The 18,640-nt window shown below is 58.5% G+C and carries 29 protein-coding genes and 2 other RNA genes; 3 read left to right on the top strand and 28 right to left on the bottom strand.

Features of this window, described 5'->3' with window-relative positions:
- The first annotated feature begins 107 nt into the window (after window positions 1-107).
- Complete coding sequence (locus tag AB5Y94_RS19895) at window positions 108-1,235, top strand: HNH endonuclease (RefSeq protein WP_368206392.1); 1,128 nt, start codon at window positions 108-110, stop codon at window positions 1,233-1,235.
- Between the two features lie 117 nt (window positions 1,236-1,352).
- On the opposite strand, the gene AB5Y94_RS19890 is transcribed toward AB5Y94_RS19895, so the two are convergent.
- Genes AB5Y94_RS19890 through AB5Y94_RS19835 form a run of 12 tightly spaced genes read right to left on the bottom strand, consistent with a single transcriptional unit; the run spans window position 1,353 to window position 9,153 of the window.
- Window positions 1,353-1,799 carry a phage virion morphogenesis protein gene (locus AB5Y94_RS19890; RefSeq protein ID WP_368206391.1) on the bottom strand — a complete coding sequence of 149 codons (447 nt, stop codon included), beginning with the start codon at window positions 1,797-1,799 and terminating at the stop codon, window positions 1,353-1,355.
- 2 nt (window positions 1,800-1,801) lie between these two features.
- The gene (locus tag AB5Y94_RS19885; RefSeq protein WP_368206390.1) at window positions 1,802-2,002 is read right to left on the bottom strand and encodes a hypothetical protein; all 201 of its coding nucleotides are present in this window, start codon (window positions 2,000-2,002) and stop codon (window positions 1,802-1,804) included.
- The gene (locus tag AB5Y94_RS19880; protein WP_368206389.1) at window positions 2,002-3,474 is read right to left on the bottom strand and encodes a phage minor head protein; all 1,473 of its coding nucleotides are present in this window, start codon (window positions 3,472-3,474) and stop codon (window positions 2,002-2,004) included. The genes AB5Y94_RS19885 and AB5Y94_RS19880 overlap by 1 nt, the downstream gene beginning before the upstream one ends.
- A complete protein-coding gene (locus AB5Y94_RS19875) occupies window positions 3,474-5,057 on the bottom strand; it encodes a DUF935 domain-containing protein (RefSeq protein WP_368206388.1) in 1,584 nt (527 codons plus the stop codon). The genes AB5Y94_RS19880 and AB5Y94_RS19875 overlap by 1 nt, the downstream gene beginning before the upstream one ends.
- Window positions 5,057-6,628 carry a hypothetical protein gene (locus tag AB5Y94_RS19870; protein ID WP_368206387.1) on the bottom strand — a complete coding sequence of 524 codons (1,572 nt, stop codon included), beginning with the start codon at window positions 6,626-6,628 and terminating at the stop codon, window positions 5,057-5,059. The genes AB5Y94_RS19875 and AB5Y94_RS19870 overlap by 1 nt, the downstream gene beginning before the upstream one ends.
- Entirely contained in the window at window positions 6,628-7,203 is a 576-nt protein-coding gene (locus tag AB5Y94_RS19865) for a DUF3486 family protein (RefSeq protein WP_368206386.1), read from the bottom strand. Before AB5Y94_RS19865 ends, AB5Y94_RS19870 begins: the two co-directional genes overlap by 1 nt.
- 12 nt (window positions 7,204-7,215) lie before the next feature.
- The gene (locus AB5Y94_RS19860; protein ID WP_201974035.1) at window positions 7,216-7,512 is read right to left on the bottom strand and encodes an ArsR family transcriptional regulator; all 297 of its coding nucleotides are present in this window, start codon (window positions 7,510-7,512) and stop codon (window positions 7,216-7,218) included.
- Window positions 7,509-7,823: a DUF2730 family protein gene (locus AB5Y94_RS19855; protein WP_099359166.1), complete on the bottom strand. Its 315-nt coding sequence runs from the start codon at window positions 7,821-7,823 to the stop codon at window positions 7,509-7,511. The genes AB5Y94_RS19860 and AB5Y94_RS19855 overlap by 4 nt, the downstream gene beginning before the upstream one ends.
- Complete coding sequence (locus AB5Y94_RS19850) at window positions 7,804-8,031, bottom strand: TraR/DksA C4-type zinc finger protein (RefSeq protein ID WP_219280200.1); 228 nt, start codon at window positions 8,029-8,031, stop codon at window positions 7,804-7,806. The genes AB5Y94_RS19855 and AB5Y94_RS19850 overlap by 20 nt, the downstream gene beginning before the upstream one ends.
- A 21-nt stretch (window positions 8,032-8,052) precedes the next feature.
- Window positions 8,053-8,274 carry a hypothetical protein gene (locus tag AB5Y94_RS19845; RefSeq protein WP_368206385.1) on the bottom strand — a complete coding sequence of 74 codons (222 nt, stop codon included), beginning with the start codon at window positions 8,272-8,274 and terminating at the stop codon, window positions 8,053-8,055.
- Window positions 8,267-8,569, bottom strand: a complete 303-nt coding sequence (locus AB5Y94_RS19840; protein ID WP_368206384.1) for a hypothetical protein — start codon at window positions 8,567-8,569, stop codon at window positions 8,267-8,269. The genes AB5Y94_RS19845 and AB5Y94_RS19840 overlap by 8 nt, the downstream gene beginning before the upstream one ends.
- The gene (locus AB5Y94_RS19835; RefSeq protein ID WP_368206383.1) at window positions 8,566-9,153 is read right to left on the bottom strand and encodes a glycoside hydrolase family 108 protein; all 588 of its coding nucleotides are present in this window, start codon (window positions 9,151-9,153) and stop codon (window positions 8,566-8,568) included. The genes AB5Y94_RS19840 and AB5Y94_RS19835 overlap by 4 nt, the downstream gene beginning before the upstream one ends.
- Before the next feature lie 182 nt (window positions 9,154-9,335).
- On the opposite strand from AB5Y94_RS19835, the gene AB5Y94_RS19830 reads away from it, so the two are divergent.
- The gene (locus tag AB5Y94_RS19830; protein WP_368206382.1) at window positions 9,336-10,466 is read left to right on the top strand and encodes a type VI secretion system PAAR protein; all 1,131 of its coding nucleotides are present in this window, start codon (window positions 9,336-9,338) and stop codon (window positions 10,464-10,466) included.
- On the top strand, window positions 10,466-10,723 hold the full coding sequence (locus AB5Y94_RS19825; protein WP_368206381.1) for a hypothetical protein: 258 nt from the start codon (window positions 10,466-10,468) through the stop codon (window positions 10,721-10,723). The genes AB5Y94_RS19830 and AB5Y94_RS19825 overlap by 1 nt, the downstream gene beginning before the upstream one ends.
- A 37-nt stretch (window positions 10,724-10,760) precedes the next feature.
- On the opposite strand, the gene AB5Y94_RS19820 is transcribed toward AB5Y94_RS19825, so the two are convergent.
- From AB5Y94_RS19820 to AB5Y94_RS19745, 16 genes are all read right to left on the bottom strand, one after another.
- Window positions 10,761-11,183 (bottom strand): Mor transcription activator family protein, encoded by a 423-nt coding sequence (locus AB5Y94_RS19820; protein ID WP_368206380.1) that lies wholly within the window; start codon window positions 11,181-11,183, stop codon window positions 10,761-10,763.
- A complete protein-coding gene (locus tag AB5Y94_RS19815; protein WP_368206379.1) occupies window positions 11,176-11,760 on the bottom strand; it encodes a gp16 family protein in 585 nt (194 codons plus the stop codon). Before AB5Y94_RS19815 ends, AB5Y94_RS19820 begins: the two co-directional genes overlap by 8 nt.
- A 149-nt stretch (window positions 11,761-11,909) precedes the next feature.
- Window positions 11,910-12,140: a hypothetical protein gene (locus AB5Y94_RS19810; RefSeq protein WP_368206378.1), complete on the bottom strand. Its 231-nt coding sequence runs from the start codon at window positions 12,138-12,140 to the stop codon at window positions 11,910-11,912.
- A 40-nt stretch (window positions 12,141-12,180) separates the two neighbouring features.
- An RNA gene (locus tag AB5Y94_RS19805) (hammerhead ribozyme type II) lies at window positions 12,181-12,243 on the bottom strand.
- 7 nt (window positions 12,244-12,250) lie between these two features.
- Entirely contained in the window at window positions 12,251-12,514 is a 264-nt protein-coding gene (locus AB5Y94_RS19800; RefSeq protein WP_368206377.1) for a hypothetical protein, read from the bottom strand.
- A gap of 13 nt (window positions 12,515-12,527) precedes the next feature.
- Complete coding sequence (locus AB5Y94_RS19795; protein WP_368206376.1) at window positions 12,528-12,740, bottom strand: hypothetical protein; 213 nt, start codon at window positions 12,738-12,740, stop codon at window positions 12,528-12,530.
- A 10-nt stretch (window positions 12,741-12,750) separates the two neighbouring features.
- Window positions 12,751-12,936: a hypothetical protein gene (locus AB5Y94_RS19790; protein ID WP_368206375.1), complete on the bottom strand. Its 186-nt coding sequence runs from the start codon at window positions 12,934-12,936 to the stop codon at window positions 12,751-12,753.
- An 8-nt stretch (window positions 12,937-12,944) separates the two neighbouring features.
- Window positions 12,945-13,014: hammerhead ribozyme type II (locus AB5Y94_RS19785), an RNA gene on the bottom strand.
- Window positions 13,015-13,016: 2 nt separating this feature from the next.
- Window positions 13,017-13,214: a hypothetical protein gene (locus tag AB5Y94_RS19780; RefSeq protein WP_043133138.1), complete on the bottom strand. Its 198-nt coding sequence runs from the start codon at window positions 13,212-13,214 to the stop codon at window positions 13,017-13,019.
- A 14-nt stretch (window positions 13,215-13,228) separates the two neighbouring features.
- A complete protein-coding gene (locus AB5Y94_RS19775) occupies window positions 13,229-13,849 on the bottom strand; it encodes a DUF3164 family protein (RefSeq protein WP_368206374.1) in 621 nt (206 codons plus the stop codon).
- 41 nt (window positions 13,850-13,890) lie between these two features.
- The gene (locus tag AB5Y94_RS19770; RefSeq protein ID WP_368206373.1) at window positions 13,891-14,121 is read right to left on the bottom strand and encodes a hypothetical protein; all 231 of its coding nucleotides are present in this window, start codon (window positions 14,119-14,121) and stop codon (window positions 13,891-13,893) included.
- 57 nt (window positions 14,122-14,178) lie between these two features.
- Entirely contained in the window at window positions 14,179-14,736 is a 558-nt protein-coding gene (locus tag AB5Y94_RS19765) for a transcriptional regulator (RefSeq protein ID WP_368206372.1), read from the bottom strand.
- The gene (locus AB5Y94_RS19760; protein WP_368206371.1) at window positions 14,720-15,337 is read right to left on the bottom strand and encodes a hypothetical protein; all 618 of its coding nucleotides are present in this window, start codon (window positions 15,335-15,337) and stop codon (window positions 14,720-14,722) included. Before AB5Y94_RS19760 ends, AB5Y94_RS19765 begins: the two co-directional genes overlap by 17 nt.
- A 45-nt stretch (window positions 15,338-15,382) precedes the next feature.
- Complete coding sequence (locus tag AB5Y94_RS19755; RefSeq protein ID WP_005353404.1) at window positions 15,383-16,105, bottom strand: AAA family ATPase; 723 nt, start codon at window positions 16,103-16,105, stop codon at window positions 15,383-15,385.
- 42 nt (window positions 16,106-16,147) lie between these two features.
- Window positions 16,148-18,361: a DNA-binding protein gene (locus tag AB5Y94_RS19750; protein ID WP_368206370.1), complete on the bottom strand. Its 2,214-nt coding sequence runs from the start codon at window positions 18,359-18,361 to the stop codon at window positions 16,148-16,150.
- Entirely contained in the window at window positions 18,358-18,483 is a 126-nt protein-coding gene (locus AB5Y94_RS19745; protein ID WP_257622359.1) for a hypothetical protein, read from the bottom strand. Before AB5Y94_RS19745 ends, AB5Y94_RS19750 begins: the two co-directional genes overlap by 4 nt.
- Window positions 18,484-18,640 lie beyond the last annotated feature (157 nt).

Raw genomic sequence — 18,640 nt, 5'->3', positions numbered from 1 at the left:
AAAACACTGCTGCCAGTTTCAGGGCATGGAGTTATCGGTGGGGTTTATTGTGGGTTACAATGCTATTATTCTTATTTATATGATATTCACCTTCCTACGGGGCCACTATGAATTGTTATGTCTGCAGTGCCGAACTAGATGGTAAGAATAAGACCGAAGAACATATTATTCTCAACTCCTGTGGTGGCAAGCTAAAATCCAGCAGTTTGATATGCAAAACATGCAACTCCTTATTGGGTGAAAGATATGATGCAACCCTTGCATCTCAGCTTAATTTTTACTCTAATATGTTTAATGTACGTAGAGATAATGGACGCGTACCAAATATATATGGAATACAAAAAACATCCGGCCATGAATTTAGTATCACCCCCGGAGGGTTTCCATCTTTCAGATTCCCAATAATAAAGGATGAGGTGGACATAGAAAACTCCAACATTGAAATTCAAGTCAATGCTTCAAGTATGAAGCAACTCAAGCAAGTCATTGCTGGATTGCATAGAAGATATCCGCAGCTAGATGTGAATGAAGCCATATCGTCGGCACAGAGTAAGCAAGTCTACCTAGGTTCACCGGTATCGATATCTACTAGTATTGGTGGAGACCTATCATTCAGAGCAGTGTGCAAAGCCGCCATCAATTTTCACCTTGTTTCTGGTGGTGACAAAAATGATATTTCACATCTAATACCTTATATAAGAGGAGGGGTTGATTTACGGTGCGTTTTCAATCATCCATCTAAAGTTGTGGAGGCCACGCTTGCACCGAACGAATCCTCACATATAATTCATCTAGAAGGCGACCCACACGAACAACTACTCTATTGTTACATAGAGTATTTTAATGCTCATTGTTATCTCATTATCCTAAACTCAAATTACACTGGCCCCGAGATTTCAAACACATATTGTTATGATGTCGTAGCAAGGCGTGAAATAAAAAGAGTGATACCTAAGATCATAAAAAAACACGAAATCACTGAAGGCTTTGGGGAACTAAATGAGCACAATATAAATGCAATAAAATCACGATGTGCTAGAGCATATGAAATTGCCATACGGATACAGCATGACCTTCATCGTGCAGACTTAATTGAAAAAGCTCTTGATGATATTTTAAAAAAACACCCAATGGGAACCCTCGTGACGAAGGCTGTAGCTGATGATATGACTGCTGTTATTATGGAACGCTTAACACCATACTTACTTAGATATATACAGAGACGTAAGATGTAGACCTTCACATCACCATATTTAATGGTGTTTAAGGCTGTTTAAATCCTTCTACAACACATTTTACGTAATGGTCCTAAGCCATCCTATCTCTTCATGTCCTCAATGCTGTTTGGTTCGTTACTGTCGATCTAGTGAAAGATATCCGTTTAGAATCTCCAATATACTCTCTCGGTCAGCTTCCGAGAGCCCCAGATAGGGGCGCTCTGGCAGGTTGCTCTCGGGACGGCCAAACTGGTGGGCAGCGCCGTATTCGAGCGGAGTGCCGAAATAGAGGGTCTGGGAATCGGCCTGATAGTTGAGGGTATCGCGCAGATCGTCGTTGAGGCGCAGCACCTCGTCGGCATGTCGGGGCTTGCGGGCACGGTACTCGTCCGAGAGCGGAGCCCAGGGCTCTCCGTCCGGGCTCTCTTGGGTATCCCAGCGATCCCGGTGCGACAGCAGCAGTCCCTCCCCGATATCTGCCAGCGGTTCACTGAGATCACCAGTGCGCTGGTAGAGGCGAGACAACAGCTCATGAGCATCAGCTACCCCATGATGGCTGATGGCGATAAAGCTACCAGCCATGGCTACTCCTCAAAATGGGTCAGATAATGGAACGCCTCGTCGTCAGCTGCGACAATGGCCGCCTCCCAGAGCTCACCAATCAGGTTACGCTCTGCACCACTGGCCTGTGCCTCCAGCTGCTCTAGAGCATGAACATCAGCCAAGGTGAAGTCCCCTCCCTTTTCAAAGAGGCGGGACGCTTGCTCCAGCAGACTCTCGCTCATCATTTCTCTCCTTTGGTGACGGCTTTGGCCGCCTGTTCGATCATGGCTTGCACCGCCTTGGCCAACTCGGGGTAGTGAGCCACCATCGTTTCTCTGGCCAGCATCCAGGCAGCAAAAGCCTCTGCGGCCGCTTCTTTGCCATTCGTACCGGCATATTGAGTGAGTAATCCCAGCCCAGCCACATCCGGTTCACCGGCCCAGAAATGAACCTGGTGGCCCAGCTCGTGCAACCAGGTGGAGATCCGCTGGGCCGACTCCCCCAAGCGCCCTCCTACGCAGGCTGACACGCTAAAGTGACGGCGCAAGGTCTCACCACTGGTTCCCCTTGGCAGCCACTGGCGGGGCCCGGTGTTGGTATGGGCATCGGTCACCACCTCGGCCGCCGCCGCTTGTACTGCCTGCATATCGACCGTTTTTAGAGTATCAGTCGCCTTGACCTTGATAACCAGGTGATCCCAACGCTTGCTGGTAAAGCCATTGGTGCGTGCGGCGGTTCGGTGGTAATAGAGCGAGCGTATCGAGTAGGTATCGTGACCAAGGTATTCGGCGATGGCCGGGGCCACCTTGAGCCCCGCAGCCCCCTTGCCCATTTCGGTCTGCTTGATAAACAGGGTCTTGATCGGGTGCGCCTTGAGAAAGGCCGCCAAGGGTTTGCGTTGGGGTGCGGGTAGCTGGGCCAGCAGATCGCTGAGCCTCTGCGCCGTTACCCCCTTGGCCGTCGAAAAGGCGCTCTCTACCAACCGCTGTGGCAAGCGTTCGGCCAGCGCGGGTTTCACCGCCTCCCACTTGGCCATGGCCTCAGTCAGGGCGGCCGGGGTCTGCGGGCGATAATCGAAACCCGGATCGATGCCACGGGGGATCCGGTGTATCTCCCCGGTCGCCTTGTCCACCCACTCATATTCGCCATCATCCGGGGCCTTACCCACCACCAAGCCGCGCCGCTTGAGATCGGCCTCTGAGAGCAGGAACTTCTTGCACTTGCAGCCATAGCCGTTGCTGGGGCTGTGGGTATCCCACCAGGGATGGTCCACCGGCAGCACCAGGTTGTTCCACTTGAGGTGCAACTCTCTGGGGTGCTCGGAGTCGCCGTGGCGATAGAGGGCATAGGGGCGTTTGTGCTTGATGCGCTCAATCTGGTCATCACGCCCGGCGTTATAGCTCTGGCGCAGGTTGGTCTCGAAGATAACGCGAGAGCGCCAGGACGCCGGACCGGTATGCGCCCAACCGTGGCGAGCCACTACTTCCTTGAACGCCTTCTGAAAGGCCCCGATGGATTGCCCTTCGCTGATCGCTTTGTCCACCGCCCCACGTAGATCGGCCAGCAGATCAACTTTGGTCGCCCCCGCCACCATAAAGGCACGGTTATGGGCATCGCGCCACACATCAGCCCAGCGCTCGCTCGGCATGTCGAGCTTCTGGCGGAAGAAGGCGATCGCCTCAGCAAAGGGGAGCGAGCCATAACGAACGGGCATCAGTTGCCCTCCTCCATCTCCAGCATGCCGAGCAGTTCGCTGGCGGCGATGGCCTGGGCCAGCAGAGCCCCCAGTTCGTCATGACTGAGATTTGGCTCCAGCGCCAGCAAGCCATCCCGGATCTCCTCCAGGGTGGTGGCCTGCATCACCAACGCCTGAACGGCATCGGTCATGCCAGCGAGCAAGGGGGCCACCTCCGCTTGCAGGCGGGCCAGCTGGGCGTCGTTGTTATCGCCCTGGACAGGGTGCTTTACCGCCAGCGCCGCCAATCTCTTGCTCGCAGAGAGAGCTTTGAGCGCCGCCTCTCCCGGGGGAGCCTTGACGTCAGTGATCACCAGTACCTCCTCGCCGTCCTTGGGGACCGGGATCTGCAGCTTGTCCCGTACCCACTGCGCCGGGATCTGCATCCCCATGCCCACCAGGGCGCGCAGCGGATAAGCCAGATCGCGCATGTCCTCCGGCTCGGTCACGTCGAACTCCAACCGGGGAGCACGGCGCGGGCCCTGGAAGCTCTTGCCGTTCAGGGCAAACAGCGGATAGACCAGATCCCGGGTCAGGGTCGCGGCGAGCTGGCGCAGGTCCGCATCCCGCACCTCCTGGCGCACCTCGTTATGGACGTTGCCAAGCGCATTGGTCGAGCTCTTGCCATCGGCCTGACTGGTCAAGGTGCCCCCCAAGATGGCTTTGCTGATGGAGCGCTCGCACCAGTCCATCATCACCACAAAGGGATCAGCCTGACCATTGGCGGCGTTTTGGAACTCGATCTCCATTCCCCGGGGGATGATGCCGCCGGCGTTGTGGCCGATGGAGAGCACCGCCTGCAGCAGGGTCGTCTTCTCCTTCTCGGTGGCCCCTTCCGGGTATTTGCCGAGGCGCACCGGCAGGCCATAGATCTCCAGAAACTCGGCGAGATCCCGTACGCTGTAGTTCTTGAACAGGAAGGGCCAGACCAGAGTGCGGATAAGGCCGGTGCGGGCCAGATACCCCGACTTGGACTTGGCCTTGTGAAGCAGCCAACCGAACGGATTGAGGGCTGCCCCCTCCTTGCTGCCGTCTCGCAGCCGCAACTGATTCCAGTCATCCGGGTGGGTCTGGAACCAGGCAGGGTCGCGCCAGACGATGCCCTTGGGCAGTTGCAGCCCCTCCACCAGTTCCCAGCCGCTGAACTCCTGGGCGCTGAACCCCTTGAGCACCGCATCGGTGGCGTCGAAAATGGCATCGTCCAGCCAGGTGAAGTCCTCCAGCAGCTCGCGGATCATCTCGCTGTCGCGCTTCTCGGCCGCGCTGGCGTTGCGCGGCGGCTCTATGGTCCAGCTCACCCCAAGCAGGGCACGCCGGCGCTTGCCGAGCTCGCTCTGCAGGTGGGCGTCCTTCTCCTCCATATCCTCGGCCAGCTCGCACTGGGCGATGAGGCTCCCCTCCTCCGCCTCTTTCAGTGCTGCTGCAGCCTTGCCAGGCGTCAGCCCCACGGTCGGGTGCTCGCTGTAGTGACGGCGCAACTGGGCCAGCTTGGCGTCGTTCTCGGTCTGAGGCTCCTTTTGCAGGCGCAGCGCGTTGCCATGAATGTCGATGAGTCCGGCCATTACCAACCCCCTCTCTCACTTTTGATCAGATCCCTCGTCCCGAGGGATGGGTGATAGTCGTCGCTGCGGTCGCGGCCGTGTTTGCCTGGCAAGGGGGTGAACTCGATGGCGCCCCCCTCCATCCAGCTGGCCCGCACGGCCATGGCCAGGGCCACTGCAAAGTCGCCGTGGCGCTGCTGGCCGCCCTGGCCGGTGTTCTTGCCCTTGTCGATCTTGGGGATGCCGTTGATGACCTGGATCTTGCCCAGATCGTCCTGCACGTCCGCATGGCGCGGGATAATGAGGTTGCCATCCTCGAACTCGGCCTTGAGCTTGGGCATCCACTCCCGATACCAAGGGTCATTGAGCATCACGCACTCGATCATGCTGGCGCCCCAGCGCAGCCGGGCAGCCTCTGCCAGATAGCCGCCATTGCCGGTAGCATCGAAGGCCGCCGCCGTGAAGCGGTGCAGTCCCTGCAGCAAGTAGAACAGGAGCTGGCGCTGGGTCTCATAGGGGGCATTGACCAGCTCCACCACGAAGGGCACCCGTTTTCGCAGGCTGGTTGCGATGGAGAGCGGGACGAACACAGAGAGATCACCCTTGCGGACAAAATCCTCCCCCAATACATGGCGGCAACTGCGATCGAGCGCTTCGAGGCAGGGCTTGAGGTGCTCCTCACACCAGATCTCCGCTACCGCCTTGCGGGTCTCCTCGCTTTGCAGCTCGAAGTCCGCAGGGGAAGTGAAGCGCAGGATAGGGATATCCGGCTGCATGGCCCGCTCGATCAGGGTGCGCTTGATGTAGACGCCGCTGCTCTGCTTGGGCACACAGAAATACTCTTCCAGCGCATCCTCTTCGGTGGCGGTGTCTTTGAGGAGGCCCGCCTTCCAGGCATCCTCTGCCTCTTGGGACCAGGGCATGCCTTTGATCTGGCAGATGCGGCGATAGAGCCCCTGGCGGCAGGCGTCGTCCAAGGTGATGGTGTGGATGGAGTAACGCTTCTTGCCGGCGCGGCTGTCGCCGATCAGCTGGTTAAACAGATTGTCCACGCCGTTGTGGGTGCTGATGAGGCGCACCTTGGCGCCCCACATGGTCAGCGCCAGCGCCGCTTTCAGCACCTCGGCCAGCCGGTCATGGAAGGCGGCTTCGTCGATGGTGACATTGCCCTGCATCCCCCGCAGGTTGGAGGGGTTGCTGGAGAGCGCCTGCACCTTGAAGCCCGAGGCGAAATAGACCACGAAGGTGAGGATCGCCTTGTCCTCATCGTCGGTGAACACCTCCTCCTGGATCTCGCCGGCCGCCTTGTTGTACGCCTTGGCCCACATGGCCACGGCGTCAATAAACTCGCGGGCCATCTCCTTGTTGCTGCCCACATAGAAGTGGTGACCGCCACCGGCCGACTTGGCCTTGGAGGCCGTCAGCGTGGCATCGGCCGCCTCCGCCCAGGTGATCCCGGTGCGGCGGCTCTTCTCGGCGATCTTGAGCGGGCTCTCGTCGGCAATCCAGATGCGCTGGTAGGGCAGCAGCACCTCGTCGGGGTTGTATTCAGTACCGAGGGACTGGGCCAGTTGTTGGGCGATCGTAGTCATCAGGCGATCCCCAGGATTTCACGGCGAATGGCGGCAGCGGCTTCACCGCTCAGTCCCGCCTGGGTGACGATGGCCTCGGTCTTGGCGGCCACCTCCTCGGCGAAGGCCTGGCGGATCTCCTTCTCCCGCTTGTGGCTCTGCATGGCGGTGGACTCGAGCCGCTGTGCCGCCAGCATGGCGTTTTTCAGCATGTCGATATCCACCGCCTCCTCCGGGTTCTGTACCTGGGCCAGCATCGCCTTGAACAGCTGGGAACGGCCGAGCTCCAGGATGAGCTTGGTGGTCTCCCCCATCGGCTTGTCACCGAGCTGGGAGGTGAGCGCCGCCGTGGTCTCCCGTAAGTCGCGCAAGTGTTGGCCAACCTGTTCCACCTGGCTGGCGTGGCGGCTGAGCCCTGAGCGGGAGAGCTTGAGATCGTCGGGTAGCCCTGCCTCCTCGATAAGGCCATTGATCTCATCCAGGATGGCGGCCTGGCTGTTGGCCCGATCACGCAGCATCTCGTTGAGGGCGTTGCGGATAGCCTCGGGCAGCAGCCATACCTTGCTGGCGCGGCCTCGGGTCGGTTTCTCGGCCATGGTCATCCTCCCTCAATCCTCGGCACGAGGCTTCTTGACGCCAGGCACCGAGGCGCGCCCCTCGGCCACATCCTGGCCCCGACCGGTGAGGTGGGCCACCTGCACCTGGGCGAGACGCTCGATGCGCACCAGCCCCTGCTCTTCCAGCCAGGCCAGTAGGGTCTTGACCCGATCCCGGGTCACCCGGCCGGTGCCGAGCTGATCGAGGCAATCGTTCAAGATCGACTCGTTGGCCGCGCCGCCGATATCGAGCAGGGAGCGCAAGATCACCAGCCGCTGCTGGGCGTCCAATATTGCTTGAATGCTCATGCCTTCTCCTTCTGTACCGATGCCAGCTCGTTCTCCAGCAACATGTCGGCAAGCCGGCGCGCCTGGCGCAGCTCCGGTTTGACCTCCCGCAGTTCGCCACGCAGCTCGCTTATCTCCAGTTGCAGCTTGTGCAGCTCCTTCTCACTCGGCAGGTCGGCCAATACCTGCTCTACCCGTTGAACCCGCTGTACCAGGGCGGTGAGATCCTCCCGTTTGGCGTAGGTCTTGGAGAGCAGGATGATGACCACCAGCCCAACCAGGCTTGCCAGGGCGTACAGGGGCCCCCAGTTCTTAACGATGAAATCCCACACGGACAGCCTCCTTGCGCTCGAATAGGGTCTGGCACTCGATGCAGCGCGGCGCATCGGGTTCGGCATGCAGCCGCGCAATCGGGATGGGCTCATCACAATCACAACAAATGCCATCGCCCCGGGGTTTCGGCCTTGCCCGGTGGGCGGCAATAAGGCGCCCGGTCCGCTCGGCGTCGAGCTGCTGGGCGCGGTCTATGGGGTCGCTCAAGGGCGTCTCCTTGCGAACCGGTTATTTGATGACGTGAGTCGCCTTGAGGCGGCCCCAGATGGCCAGCAGGCCGCCGATGGCACTGGCCAGATCCACAGCAGTGGAGACCAGACTGGTCTGGGTGCCGACATCGACCGGTACGCCGAACAGGCCGGCAATACCGGCCCCCACGGCGATGACACCGCCGATCACGGCGCGGCTCTTGAGCGCAGGCTTTGCTTGGGGTAACAGGGAATCAGGCATGATGAACTTCCTTAGGTTGGGTTGGGGTAAGACGGGCACGGGCCCGCAGGCGATCCAGCTCGCCCACCGACCGCCAACCCTGCTCGTACAGGGATTGGCGCGTGGCGTGATGGCTGTAGAGCGGGATGGCCTCCAGATCCGCACCGGCCAGGGCGGCCTTCAGATGGGCGCGGCGCCCATCCTTGAAGCAGGCGAGGTAACGGGGGTTCTTGAGTTCGGGGATGCCGAAATAGCCGGCGGCCTGGATCCCTTGCAACGCCTGGCGGCGCTTGTTGGTGAGGCTGGGTTTGCTCATGCCGCCCCCTCACCGAACCGGATCGAGAGCAGGTAGCTCTGCAGGCGCAGCAGGCGGTTGATCCAGCCGTGAGCATTGGCCCACTGGCTGGGGTCTTTGCGCACGATACCAAGCATAAAGCCTGCGCGGATTTCCAGCAGTTTCAGCAACAGGGCACGGCCACCGTCCCGCCCCGTCTTGGCGGCCAACACCCGCAAGGTATGGGAGCCCAGTAGCCCATCTGCCAAGACGCCAAGCGCCTGCTGCAGCTGGCGCACCGAGCGACCAGGGCCGTGATGCACGGCCCCATCGAACAGGGCAATGGCAATCAGCGGGCAGACGCTATCGACCCGATCACAACGGGCTGGCAACCAGTAGTTGGCGCGGTAAAACAGCTGGGCGTGGGCAGGGGTCGCATTGCTGACGGCAATGTCCGGCCGGCCATCCCGATCGAGGTCGATCATGCCGTCTTTGTTGCCGTCGGCAGCATCGGCCATGCCAAACTTGGTGTGGCCGCCCCGGTCGGCCGGGTGGTTGACCTCGCCCCCTTCCACATCGGGGCGAAGCAACCAGGCAAGCGCTATGGGATAGGTATCAGGCAACATAAAAGGCCCCTCGATTAACTGCGTTATCGCAGCGTACCGAGGGGCCCTTATCGTGTGGGTTTATGGCGGCTTAGAGTCAGAAGTTGGCGTTAGCCATATGCTACCTGTCATTTTTCCCAGTTAAATATTCTCCCCCGCCCCATAAAATAGCCGTCTTTGAATTTTGAATGAGGCACACCGAGGTGAGCAAAAAAGCGGCGACAATTGGGGATATCGGCACTGACCACGATGGCTACGCGCCTTCGAAAATAATCTCAGGCTCACCCGATGTACTGATTGATGGAAAACCGGTTGCCCGAGTGTCTGATCAACTCGAACCTCACACAAAACCAGGCAGCGCCCCCCACCCTCGCTCGATTGCATCCGGTTCATCGACCGTGTTCATCAACGGTCTGCCAATGGCGATTACAGGAGGAAGTGTTGGTTGTGGGGGCGTCATTATTGGCTCCAGCAGTGTGATCGTCGGAGACATGGCCCCAGCCGCGAAGCGCATGAGCATGTCAGCACCGCTCCAGGAGGCAAAAACATCGGCGGCAAAACCTCCTGTGCCTCCCATCATGGATGATTGGAAACCTGTTCCAGGTTACCGAGGCGTGATCTACCACACCAAGCGACAAATGGATGACTACCAGGCCGATGACCTTCAAAGCGGCGATATGTCTATGGGCGAAATAATGAGGTTGGGCGAAATGTATAATTTCGCCTTTAGCCCAGATGCTTTCATTTACCCGCCAGCCATTCATTTTGGTATTCTGCGCACGGCGGTTCAGTTCGTCTCTCTTGGTGAATATGGGCCCATTATTGGCAGGCTCATTAATCACTTTGAAGGCTCCAGCGGGGCAACCTATACAGATCCGTTGTTAGACAAGGCAATGAAAACGCACGTCACGACGAAAACATTTACAAACCGTATCCAAACGCTCATCGGCGAGCGTTTAACGGCTGGAGGTGGCACTCTCAACGCGGATGATCGCCATCCCATCCAGGCGGGTTTGAACAGCTCAGCCTCATTACCCAAGTTCGATACGATGGCTGACTGGGTGAATGGATTGGGTATTGCCGTCCACGACGTCTATGCCGTCCGCGTTGAGCTCACCGAACTTGAATACAAGGGACATGAATTCCGAGGAGTTCTGACTTATAAGATCCAAGACCACTTTGGCCTAGATGACCTGGATGTAAATGGCGGTAAGAAGTTTGAATATTTGGCTCCATTCCGTTCGTGGTTTTTGCTCCAACGATATGAACGTTACGCCTACAAACCCTTCATCACTGAAATGAATTTTACTGCTGATATTAGAGGATCATTCTGATGCCCCGTCCTGTGATTATCTGGTACCTGCTGGCCTATGTTCTGCTGGGATATGTCGCGTTGAATAGAGGGTCACATGTGCCGGACTCGTATACAGGGCTTGCATTCGCCATTCCTATGATATGTATCCCGATCAGCATCGGGATCACGGTCTGGGGAATTCTGGTGAGCGCCTTCAAAAAACGCTTCAAACTTATGCTGGGTTACATGCTGGCCGGTCTGGGCTTGTATGGCCTGCTGCAGGTGATCGTTGCCTGACACAAAAAGACAGTGGGCCATCTGCCCACTGTCTTTTTTAACTGAATAGGTCTCCCTGCAGCCGCTTTCTGGTTAACAACCGCTGCTCTGCGACCACCGCATAGGTCTGCGGCACCGACAGACCATGCTTGCGAGCCAACTGGTCGATATTGCGGCCATTGAACTCATCCCAGATAGCTCGGTCGCGCAAGGCGGCTTTGAGGTGATCACCGGTGGGAATGTAATACGCTCGCCCTCCCATATAGTGAGCCTGCACCAACGCCAGTTTGCGGGCCTGAGCCAAGGCAAGTTCCGACGTCATGCCACCTCTGGCCAGCTCGCAGGCCAGTACATCCACCAGTTCAGCCAGCGCCTTGGGCCATTTGGCCGTCAGCTCGGTCGTCGGGATCTGGTCGAGGCGATCCACCAACTGCCCCAACGACTCGTGATCGTCAGCGAACAGGTCCAGATTCTTATCCATGTTGCATCTCCTCAAACGCCGCAAGGATGGCCTGATAACCGGCCACTCGGCCGGTTCTCTCATTGGTGGGGACAACCTTCTTGGCCCTGTGCAACGCCTCGACCATCTCCCGCTTGTGCCAATTTTTAAGAGACTCCAGCACCGGATAAGCCAGCGTGTCACTGAGCCACGCCACCTCGGCGACACCAATGCCCTTGTTAATCCGCACCGTCTGGCGCTCTACATAGTGATTGAGCGCCGTCTCGCTACCATCACGCAGCAGGCCATGGCGGTGCATGGTAATCCAGATAGCCCGGATCACGCTTATCTCAGCGGTCTTGGTCGGGGCGCCGCGAGCCGGGCTTAAACGCTTTGGTTTGCCCCCGTTCACGGCACGTTTAACGGTCGGTTTAAACCCTGCCCCCTTCATGGCCAACAGCACTTTGTCCAACTCCTGGAGCGTCAGTTCTGCCGCAGAACGCTTGCCACTCTGCTGGACCAGCAGCTCCCGATAGGTTTCTTCATCCAGCCCCAGGGAGCGGCGGCCAACCTGTACCAACCGGATCAAGCGGGTACGTTCATTGCTGCTTGTTGTCATGATCTCTCCCCACCTTTGCCACCCAGATTTGGCCGGCGGTCACATCGTTCCCACTACGCCATTGCGGACAATGACGATCGAGCCACTGCTCGGCCCCTTGCTGGCTCAATGGGCCGAACTTCATCACATAGGCCAGCAAGCCCTGCCAATTAGACGCTGCCATGACTGACCTCTGCGGCTCTGGCCTGCTGTAACTCAGCCACCAGTTGCCAACGCATCTGGCTGGCCTCCCCGGCCAGGGCAAACAACCCCTGAGCACGAGCATCTCGCTCAAACTGCTTGAGCTGTCTGCACACAGCCCGTTTATCAGGGGTCGCCTGTGCAATGGCGGCCGCGCTGAATATCTTGGTAAGCCGAATATCCATCTCTGTTTTGGTCATCGCCGTGCTCCTTTATCGAGGCGGTGAAGACCTGGGCCCAGGTCGGCTGCTCATCAGTGCCTGGCCACCACGCCAGGCAGACGGGGAGACCCCCGTTTCGCGCTTTTCTCTTACCCAACCATGTCAGTACAATCACCCAGGGCGTAGTCACATGAGTAGTCGACGTCGCTGCCTGGTGGAGCTGGCTGTTGGTTTGTCATCATGGCCACCTGCTTGATTTCTCCCCAGCAAACCTGACCGACAATCTCATCCCATCCATCGCCTGCATTGTCGCGGTAGTCATCAATGACGCTGTTGGCAAAGTCGATGGCTTCTTGCTCAGTTTTGAATGTCTCGAAACCCGCATCTGGGTCATATGCAAAATACCGTTTCATCCAGTTCACCCCCTCAATCTCTGAGCGCTTTACGCGCCTTGTTGACAATGGAGGTCAGCATGACCAAGCGCGATTTCTGGTTGGCGGCTTGACCGTACTGATTGATAAAATCAACGGCCAGCTGAGCTTGCCCCAGAGCCTGCTGCGGATTGCTCCTCAGCAGGCATTCCAGAGAGCTTTTGGCATCCGTTACGCTGGTATTGAGCAGAGCTTTCACGTTCTCCATATCCAGTTCCTCAGTTGACCAAGAACAGACCAGTGAACAGGCCAGCGACGAAAGCTCCATAGATGGCTGCCATCACGTTGACCAGTAGCCAGAAAGCAGCTTCCAGATTCATGCTGCCCTCAATTGTGCTTGCCCCTGACCACGGCCTCTGGCGTTCAACGCCATCATGGTTCTTCCCTAAGATTCGTTTATTCATCTATTCATCCCTGGCTGCTCATCAGTACCCGACCACCACGCCAGGCAGACAGGGCGGCGCGGCCACCCTGTTTCGCATCGTTACTGCTCGAACTGCAGCGGCATCAGATCCTGGTACTCCTCTTCGCTCAGCGGTGCCGGGCCCAACCCCAGCACCCATAACAAAGCGGCCTTGATGCCATCCTCATAGGTGTCATCGGGATAGCAGGTGCCCTCGGTTTCGCTGATTTGTTCGCACAACTGCAGTTGCTCTTCGGCCTGCTCTACGTTGATTTCCATCGCGCACTCCCCCCTTACAACTTCGCCAGATCCAGGCTCATCTGGACGTAACGTCCCTGGCCGTCCCGCTCGTAGAGCCGCAAATATTGGCTGGTGCCGGTCACCTGGATGGCGTCGGCGATCGCTTGCATGGCCTGCTCCCAGTCAGCATCGTCGATATTGAGCTGGCGTAGGGAGAGCACCTGATTGACGTCGATGTGCCCAGCCTTGGAAACCCGAAAGGCATGGTCCACCAGCGCCCGCAGCTTGGCATCGGCACCGTCGCTCCAGCGCTCGATGCAGCTATCGATCAGCACCTTGGCCGCCTGGATCCTTTCATCAAATTTGCGGTGCTCCCCCACCGCCCGGATCAGCTTGTAACGGCCATCGAAGCTGAGCAGAGTCACGTTGCCCTTGGTGCCGCCCCATGCCACCCCGTACTGCTCGGCCGAGAGGTCCACGAAGTCGGCGATCTGCTGCATCGCGCCGATCTTGAAGGCGGCCAATTGGGAGCGCTGCTCACGGGCCGCCGCGATGATGGTCATCACCACCTCATCGCGCAGCTTGTCCGCCGGGGCGATTAAGGATTCCGGAACCCAATGCCCTAGGGCGTTCTGCCGCATCGGGGTCGTGTTGCTGGTCTGTGCTTCTTGCATAAGGCTCTCCTTGATTTATCCCGTTGTTGTTCGGCGATCGCTTACTGCCGCCAGTGCAACAAACACCCACCAAAGCGCACGATGGCGACATCACGCACTACGCCTGCGAGGCATTCACGTCCCCACACGGCCCGCTTGGTCATCCCCTCCGGCAGTGGGCCGGTCACCGCCAGCAAGGGGGTATGGCGCACCCGACTGGTGCTCACCTTGCACCCCTTTGCCATCAGCCAGACTCGCAATTGCTCGGCGGTCTTCTGCAGATTTCTGTTCATCCCGTTCTCCCTGTGATGTCAATCACTGAGCCCACCACACACCCCGAGCCCGTTGATTTACTGACCTGGCTTCTCACCCTTGTCGAGCAGCCGGTTGTACTTGATGCCCAAGATTTTGAGCTCCTCGGCCAGCAGCTCGGCCAGGATGCGCAAGCTGTTGCTGGCATTGTCGCCATCGCTTTTGGCCTGTCGGCGCAGCCGAGAGAGGGTTGCCTCGGCGTCATAGCGCGCGGCTTTCTGTTGGCTACAGCCCTGCTCTACCGATAACCGCATCGGGCGACGAAGCTGCTGCGCCTCGGTCAGCTGGCTATGGGGGCAACCGCTGCGGCATGCCTTCCAGAGCTTGATATCCATCGGACTACTGCCCACTTCGCTCGGGCCTCGGCGTTGGTGAGCGAGACACTGATGAGCCGGGATATCTCCCAAGATGGGGCACCTCACTTTGTTGCCCATCAGGGTCCCTTCCACCAAGGTCTGTACCCTTGCCATGTCGCCGGGATACTTTTCGTTGCAGACCTGGCTGATGGTGGTGCGCGAGAGACCGAGCTTCTCTGCCACCTGGGCCAGCGAGCTGGCCGCCACTTCGGCCTGCAACACCTCAAGCCACGTTTCCATGAGGTGCCTCCTTCACATCAAACTGATAAAAATGCTGCTCGTTCTGATCCCAACATCCCCCCTGTTTAGCTCGCACCATGGGGGCAAAACGGCCGGTATCACGGATCAGCTGATAACGGTTCTGATCTCCTTTCATCTTGAAGCGCTCAATCTTGTCTACCAACCGAACATATCCAGCCCGGATCAAAAAAGTGGTGTAAGTGCTGGCCCCCGCCTCATCGACTCCTGAGGTGATCGCTAGGTCGCTCAGGGTGAAAAAACGACTGATTTTCATGGTGTTCCACATCTTCTGTTGAACCGTTTTGCGGCGTATCCGACGTTTCTTACGGTGCTTCGTTTGCCTGTTACCCGACCCAAACTGGGGCTCATTGAATGGATCGATCACCTGGTACCGGCTACCTCGAAACGAAACGCGCTTACCAAATGGCTTCTGGTACACACACCGCAGATGGCCGCTGGCCAACCAACGCCGAACAACCAGATACAGATTCGCCAGCTTTAATGGGCTGGCAGTAGCTAACTCCAGAAGGTCAAACGACTCTTGCTGGCACATCCACTGCCAGGCCGTCTCTGCATTGGTATTTATGCTTTTACCGACCACTGGTATCCCTCCCGTGCTTTGTTGTTATTTTCCGGTTCCCAGCGGCTAACGGCTGCGGCGCACGTCATGTAGCAGTTCGCTGGCGTCGACATCCTCCAAGCGGATAATCCTGGCGTCAGAGGCCATGGCCATCTTCTCGATCTTGTCCAGCGCCGAAACGATGGTTCGCACCACGCCGTTGGAGCGCTTGCGGATGAGATCCAGCAGGGCATCGTCGATCTCCACATCTACCTCCAGCATTTCGCTGGCGATGAGGGAGACGTCTTCCAGATCGGCTGGCTTGAACTCGATCCACTGAGAGATGCGGTTAAACAGCTGCTTGCGCTGGCTGATACGGCGGGCAATTTCTTCCATCCCCACCAAGATCAGAGGCTGCTCGGTGGCATCGTAGATATCGCGCAGGGTCTCCATGATGCGGGCATTGCCGACCACGTAGTCGGCCTCATCCACAAAGATGGCCAGCTCTTCGGCGCGCACGGATTCGATAATGCTATCGACCTGAGCACGCAAGTTGTGGCGCTGGGGAATACCGATCTCTTTGGCAATCTGCTCCAGCAGGCTGGTTACCGTGTCGGCCTTGTAGCAGCGGACATAGATGCCGTTCACTTCGTCCTGGTTGAACAGCCATTCCACAGCGGTGGTTTTGCCAAAGCCGGAGGGACCGTGGATCAGGCCAATGCCCGGCACGATGCTGGAGCGGTTGAGCAAGTTGTCGAGCAGCTGCTCGGTCTTGATCATGTTTTTGACTTCAACGATCTTGTGTTTCATAGTGGGTTTGTCCTTTGTTTTTGGGCCTTTTCGGGCTACTCGCTAACCTTTTGCCTGGGTGCGGCGGGTAGCCCGAACTTCATCCAGATGGCGGTTAATGCGTTTTGCCATCAGCTTGTGGCTGTAGAGGTATCGGGTCAGCCACTCCTTCTCCCGCTCTGTCAGCGGGGCATCCAACTCCTTCTCTGCCAGGTAAATGGCCTGTTCGTACTCGGTCTTGAGTGCTCTGGACTCTTGCCCGGCAATCGCCTGTGCTCGGGCCGCTTTCTCTTCTCGCCTGGCCTCAATGGCGGCAAGTTCTGCAGCACTGAACTGAGCCGGTTCAGCGGGTGCGGCAATGCCGGATAACGCAGCCAAGGCCGGGTTATCGAGGGTGAGGTCACTGCGTTGGAATTGGGCGATATCCCGTGCCTGGGAGACGAAGTGGCGAACCACATCCTGATGGAGCTGGTCGATGCCAAAGGTCTTGGCCACATTGCGCATCTCGCGGCGAAAGCCGGCCAGCGCTTTGGCATCGGCACGTTTGGCAGCACGGAAGGCATCCGGACTGACGCCATTGCCCAGTAGTTCGATGTTCACGGCTTCGATCCGCTCGTTCCAATCCCCTGTGCGATACAAGATGGCGCGGCCCACATCGCTGGGGTCGAGGAACACACTGACCCGCTGGCTCTTCCAGTTGTGCTCCAGCAGTTCAGGGGCCGTGTATTTGAGCCCACCCGCCTTGATGAAGCCCTTGGAGACGGTGGCCTCACCGACATGGTTAAGCAGCAGATCCAGCGCCGACTCGTCGCTGATGGCACGGCGCTGATAGCGGGCATGACCATATTTCTCGTTGGGGGTCATTCCCAGGGAGCTGTGTTTGCGGTTGTGGTAACGGGCATCGAGCCAGTTATCGAGCAAGCTCTGCAACTCGGCCGCCGTCATAGCCAGCTCGAAGAGCTCCTTTTCGGCATCCGGTTTGCGTTTCTCTTCCAGCCGCTGGGCAAAGCTTTTGCGCGCCTCGATCACCTGCCGGTCTGCCACGCAGTGGCCGATATAGGAGGGCAGCAACTCGATCAAGCCGTGGCTCAGGGTGCGAAAGAAACGCTCTATGTGCGGTTTCTCCCACCCGGAATAGGCGTTGGAGCGGCTGACGTTCATGCCCAGCAGGGTGCAGATGGACATCACCCGCTGGCTCACGTAGTCAGAGCCGTTATCGGTGCGCATCACGCCGTTATCGTTGAGGGTGCCCCAGGCCAGCAGGGTCTTGCGCAGCAGCAGGCAGATCCCCTCGCTTGATGAGGTCTTGGCCACCAGCAGGCGCACCCGGCGGGTAAACACATCGATCACCGCGATAATGCTGTGACGACCATCCACCAACATGGCATCGACCGGCGTGCTGTCGAACTCCCACACGTCATTGGGCTGCGCCATCCAGGGGTACATCTCCTCGATCGCGCTGCGGTATTTGTTGTTGTAGGCATCGGGGTTGGTGGCATAGGTAAAGGCCACCTTGTTGTCACTCAGCCATTTGACCATCCAGCGACGCAAAGAGGATTGGCTGGGGATGTGCCATCCCAACTGGTTCATCTCGCTGTATTGGCTGGCAAGTTCGTGCAGGGCGCCCCACTTGTTGGCCAGATGGGGTTTGGCGGTGACCAGGGCCGTCAGAAACTGGGCCAGATCCGGGCTCTGCTCCACGGTCGATGGCCGCTCCCGCTGGTAGTTGCCGGCCAAGGCTGCGGGGCCTTCATCGGCCAGCGCTCCCTGCCAACGACGCAGGGTGATCAGGCTGAACGGTTTTTGCCGGCCATAAACGCTCACAGGGAGTGACAGGCTGCGGGCACGGTAAGCCTCGATAAAGGCACGGCGCCCCACTTCCCCTTGCTGGCAAGCTTGATAGGGCGCCAGAAAGATATCGGCGGCCTGCAGGATCAGCAGCCTGGCATCGACCTTCTGGCGAGCCCCCTCCCCCAGCGTCAGCAATTTGCGGCCCGCCTCCGGTTTGACCGGCACCCCACGCGCCAGCAACTTGGCCATGGCCTTGCCACCAGCAGCGTGGTCGGTCACAGCTTGACCTTGCTCGGCCACGGCTCTCTCTGCCAGATAACGGCGGGTTTCTATCGGCAGCGAGCTGATGTGGTATTCGCTGCCTTTGCCTTTCTCGCGCTTGCGGCTCTGCCACTCTTCTCGCTCGGCCTTTTTGCGCACACCATCGGGGTATGTGGGCATGCCGGCCAGCCCGGCCAGCGCCTGGGCGGTGTACCAGGTGCTCATTGGTCACCTCCCAGCAGATCGATATCCAGCGACTCGGAGAGCAGCGTCATGATGGTGCGGCTTTCTCGCCGTTTGGGGCTGACCCCCATGGCCGGGGCATAGTGTTTGATACAGCGCTGCACTGCTCTTGGGTGCAACCCTTTGGCGCGGGCCCAAGCAGCTTGGGAATATCCGCGTTTTATGAGCTCAGCCCTGATCCACTCTGGTGTTTTCCCTGACATACTCACCCCGTTTCGGTATCATCAAGTGTCGCGGTGCGTGTCTTAATCATTCATAAAA

It is taken from the genome of Aeromonas sp. s5 (genome assembly GCF_040907865.1).
GTDB lineage: Bacteria > Pseudomonadota > Gammaproteobacteria > Enterobacterales > Aeromonadaceae > Aeromonas > Aeromonas dhakensis.
This window is presented reverse-complemented; position numbering and strand designations above follow the sequence as displayed.

Bases quoted from the DNA above. Each gene is read 5' to 3' on its own strand.
- AB5Y94_RS19895 (WP_368206392.1), top strand. From the start codon at position 108: ATGAATTGTTATGTCTGCAGTGCCGAACTAGATGGTAAGAATAAGACC.
- AB5Y94_RS19890 (WP_368206391.1), bottom strand. From the start codon at position 1,799: ATGGCTGGTAGCTTTATCGCCATCAGCCATCATGGGGTAGCTGATGCT.
- AB5Y94_RS19885 (WP_368206390.1), bottom strand. From the start codon at position 2,002: ATGAGCGAGAGTCTGCTGGAGCAAGCGTCCCGCCTCTTTGAAAAGGGA.
- AB5Y94_RS19880 (WP_368206389.1), bottom strand. From the start codon at position 3,474: ATGCCCGTTCGTTATGGCTCGCTCCCCTTTGCTGAGGCGATCGCCTTC.
- AB5Y94_RS19875 (WP_368206388.1), bottom strand. From the start codon at position 5,057: ATGGCCGGACTCATCGACATTCATGGCAACGCGCTGCGCCTGCAAAAG.
- AB5Y94_RS19870 (WP_368206387.1), bottom strand. From the start codon at position 6,628: ATGACTACGATCGCCCAACAACTGGCCCAGTCCCTCGGTACTGAATAC.
- AB5Y94_RS19865 (WP_368206386.1), bottom strand. From the start codon at position 7,203: ATGGCCGAGAAACCGACCCGAGGCCGCGCCAGCAAGGTATGGCTGCTG.
- AB5Y94_RS19860 (WP_201974035.1), bottom strand. From the start codon at position 7,512: ATGAGCATTCAAGCAATATTGGACGCCCAGCAGCGGCTGGTGATCTTG.
- AB5Y94_RS19845 (WP_368206385.1), bottom strand. From the start codon at position 8,274: ATGCCTGATTCCCTGTTACCCCAAGCAAAGCCTGCGCTCAAGAGCCGC.
- AB5Y94_RS19840 (WP_368206384.1), bottom strand. From the start codon at position 8,569: ATGAGCAAACCCAGCCTCACCAACAAGCGCCGCCAGGCGTTGCAAGGG.
- AB5Y94_RS19835 (WP_368206383.1), bottom strand. From the start codon at position 9,153: ATGTTGCCTGATACCTATCCCATAGCGCTTGCCTGGTTGCTTCGCCCC.
- AB5Y94_RS19825 (WP_368206381.1), top strand. From the start codon at position 10,466: ATGCCCCGTCCTGTGATTATCTGGTACCTGCTGGCCTATGTTCTGCTG.
- AB5Y94_RS19820 (WP_368206380.1), bottom strand. From the start codon at position 11,183: ATGGATAAGAATCTGGACCTGTTCGCTGACGATCACGAGTCGTTGGGG.
- AB5Y94_RS19815 (WP_368206379.1), bottom strand. From the start codon at position 11,760: ATGACAACAAGCAGCAATGAACGTACCCGCTTGATCCGGTTGGTACAG.
- AB5Y94_RS19810 (WP_368206378.1), bottom strand. From the start codon at position 12,140: ATGACCAAAACAGAGATGGATATTCGGCTTACCAAGATATTCAGCGCG.
- AB5Y94_RS19800 (WP_368206377.1), bottom strand. From the start codon at position 12,514: ATGAAACGGTATTTTGCATATGACCCAGATGCGGGTTTCGAGACATTC.
- AB5Y94_RS19795 (WP_368206376.1), bottom strand. From the start codon at position 12,740: ATGGAGAACGTGAAAGCTCTGCTCAATACCAGCGTAACGGATGCCAAA.
- AB5Y94_RS19790 (WP_368206375.1), bottom strand. From the start codon at position 12,936: ATGAATAAACGAATCTTAGGGAAGAACCATGATGGCGTTGAACGCCAG.
- AB5Y94_RS19780 (WP_043133138.1), bottom strand. From the start codon at position 13,214: ATGGAAATCAACGTAGAGCAGGCCGAAGAGCAACTGCAGTTGTGCGAA.
- AB5Y94_RS19775 (WP_368206374.1), bottom strand. From the start codon at position 13,849: ATGCAAGAAGCACAGACCAGCAACACGACCCCGATGCGGCAGAACGCC.
- AB5Y94_RS19770 (WP_368206373.1), bottom strand. From the start codon at position 14,121: ATGAACAGAAATCTGCAGAAGACCGCCGAGCAATTGCGAGTCTGGCTG.
- AB5Y94_RS19765 (WP_368206372.1), bottom strand. From the start codon at position 14,736: ATGGAAACGTGGCTTGAGGTGTTGCAGGCCGAAGTGGCGGCCAGCTCG.
- AB5Y94_RS19755 (WP_005353404.1), bottom strand. From the start codon at position 16,105: ATGAAACACAAGATCGTTGAAGTCAAAAACATGATCAAGACCGAGCAG.
- AB5Y94_RS19750 (WP_368206370.1), bottom strand. From the start codon at position 18,361: ATGAGCACCTGGTACACCGCCCAGGCGCTGGCCGGGCTGGCCGGCATG.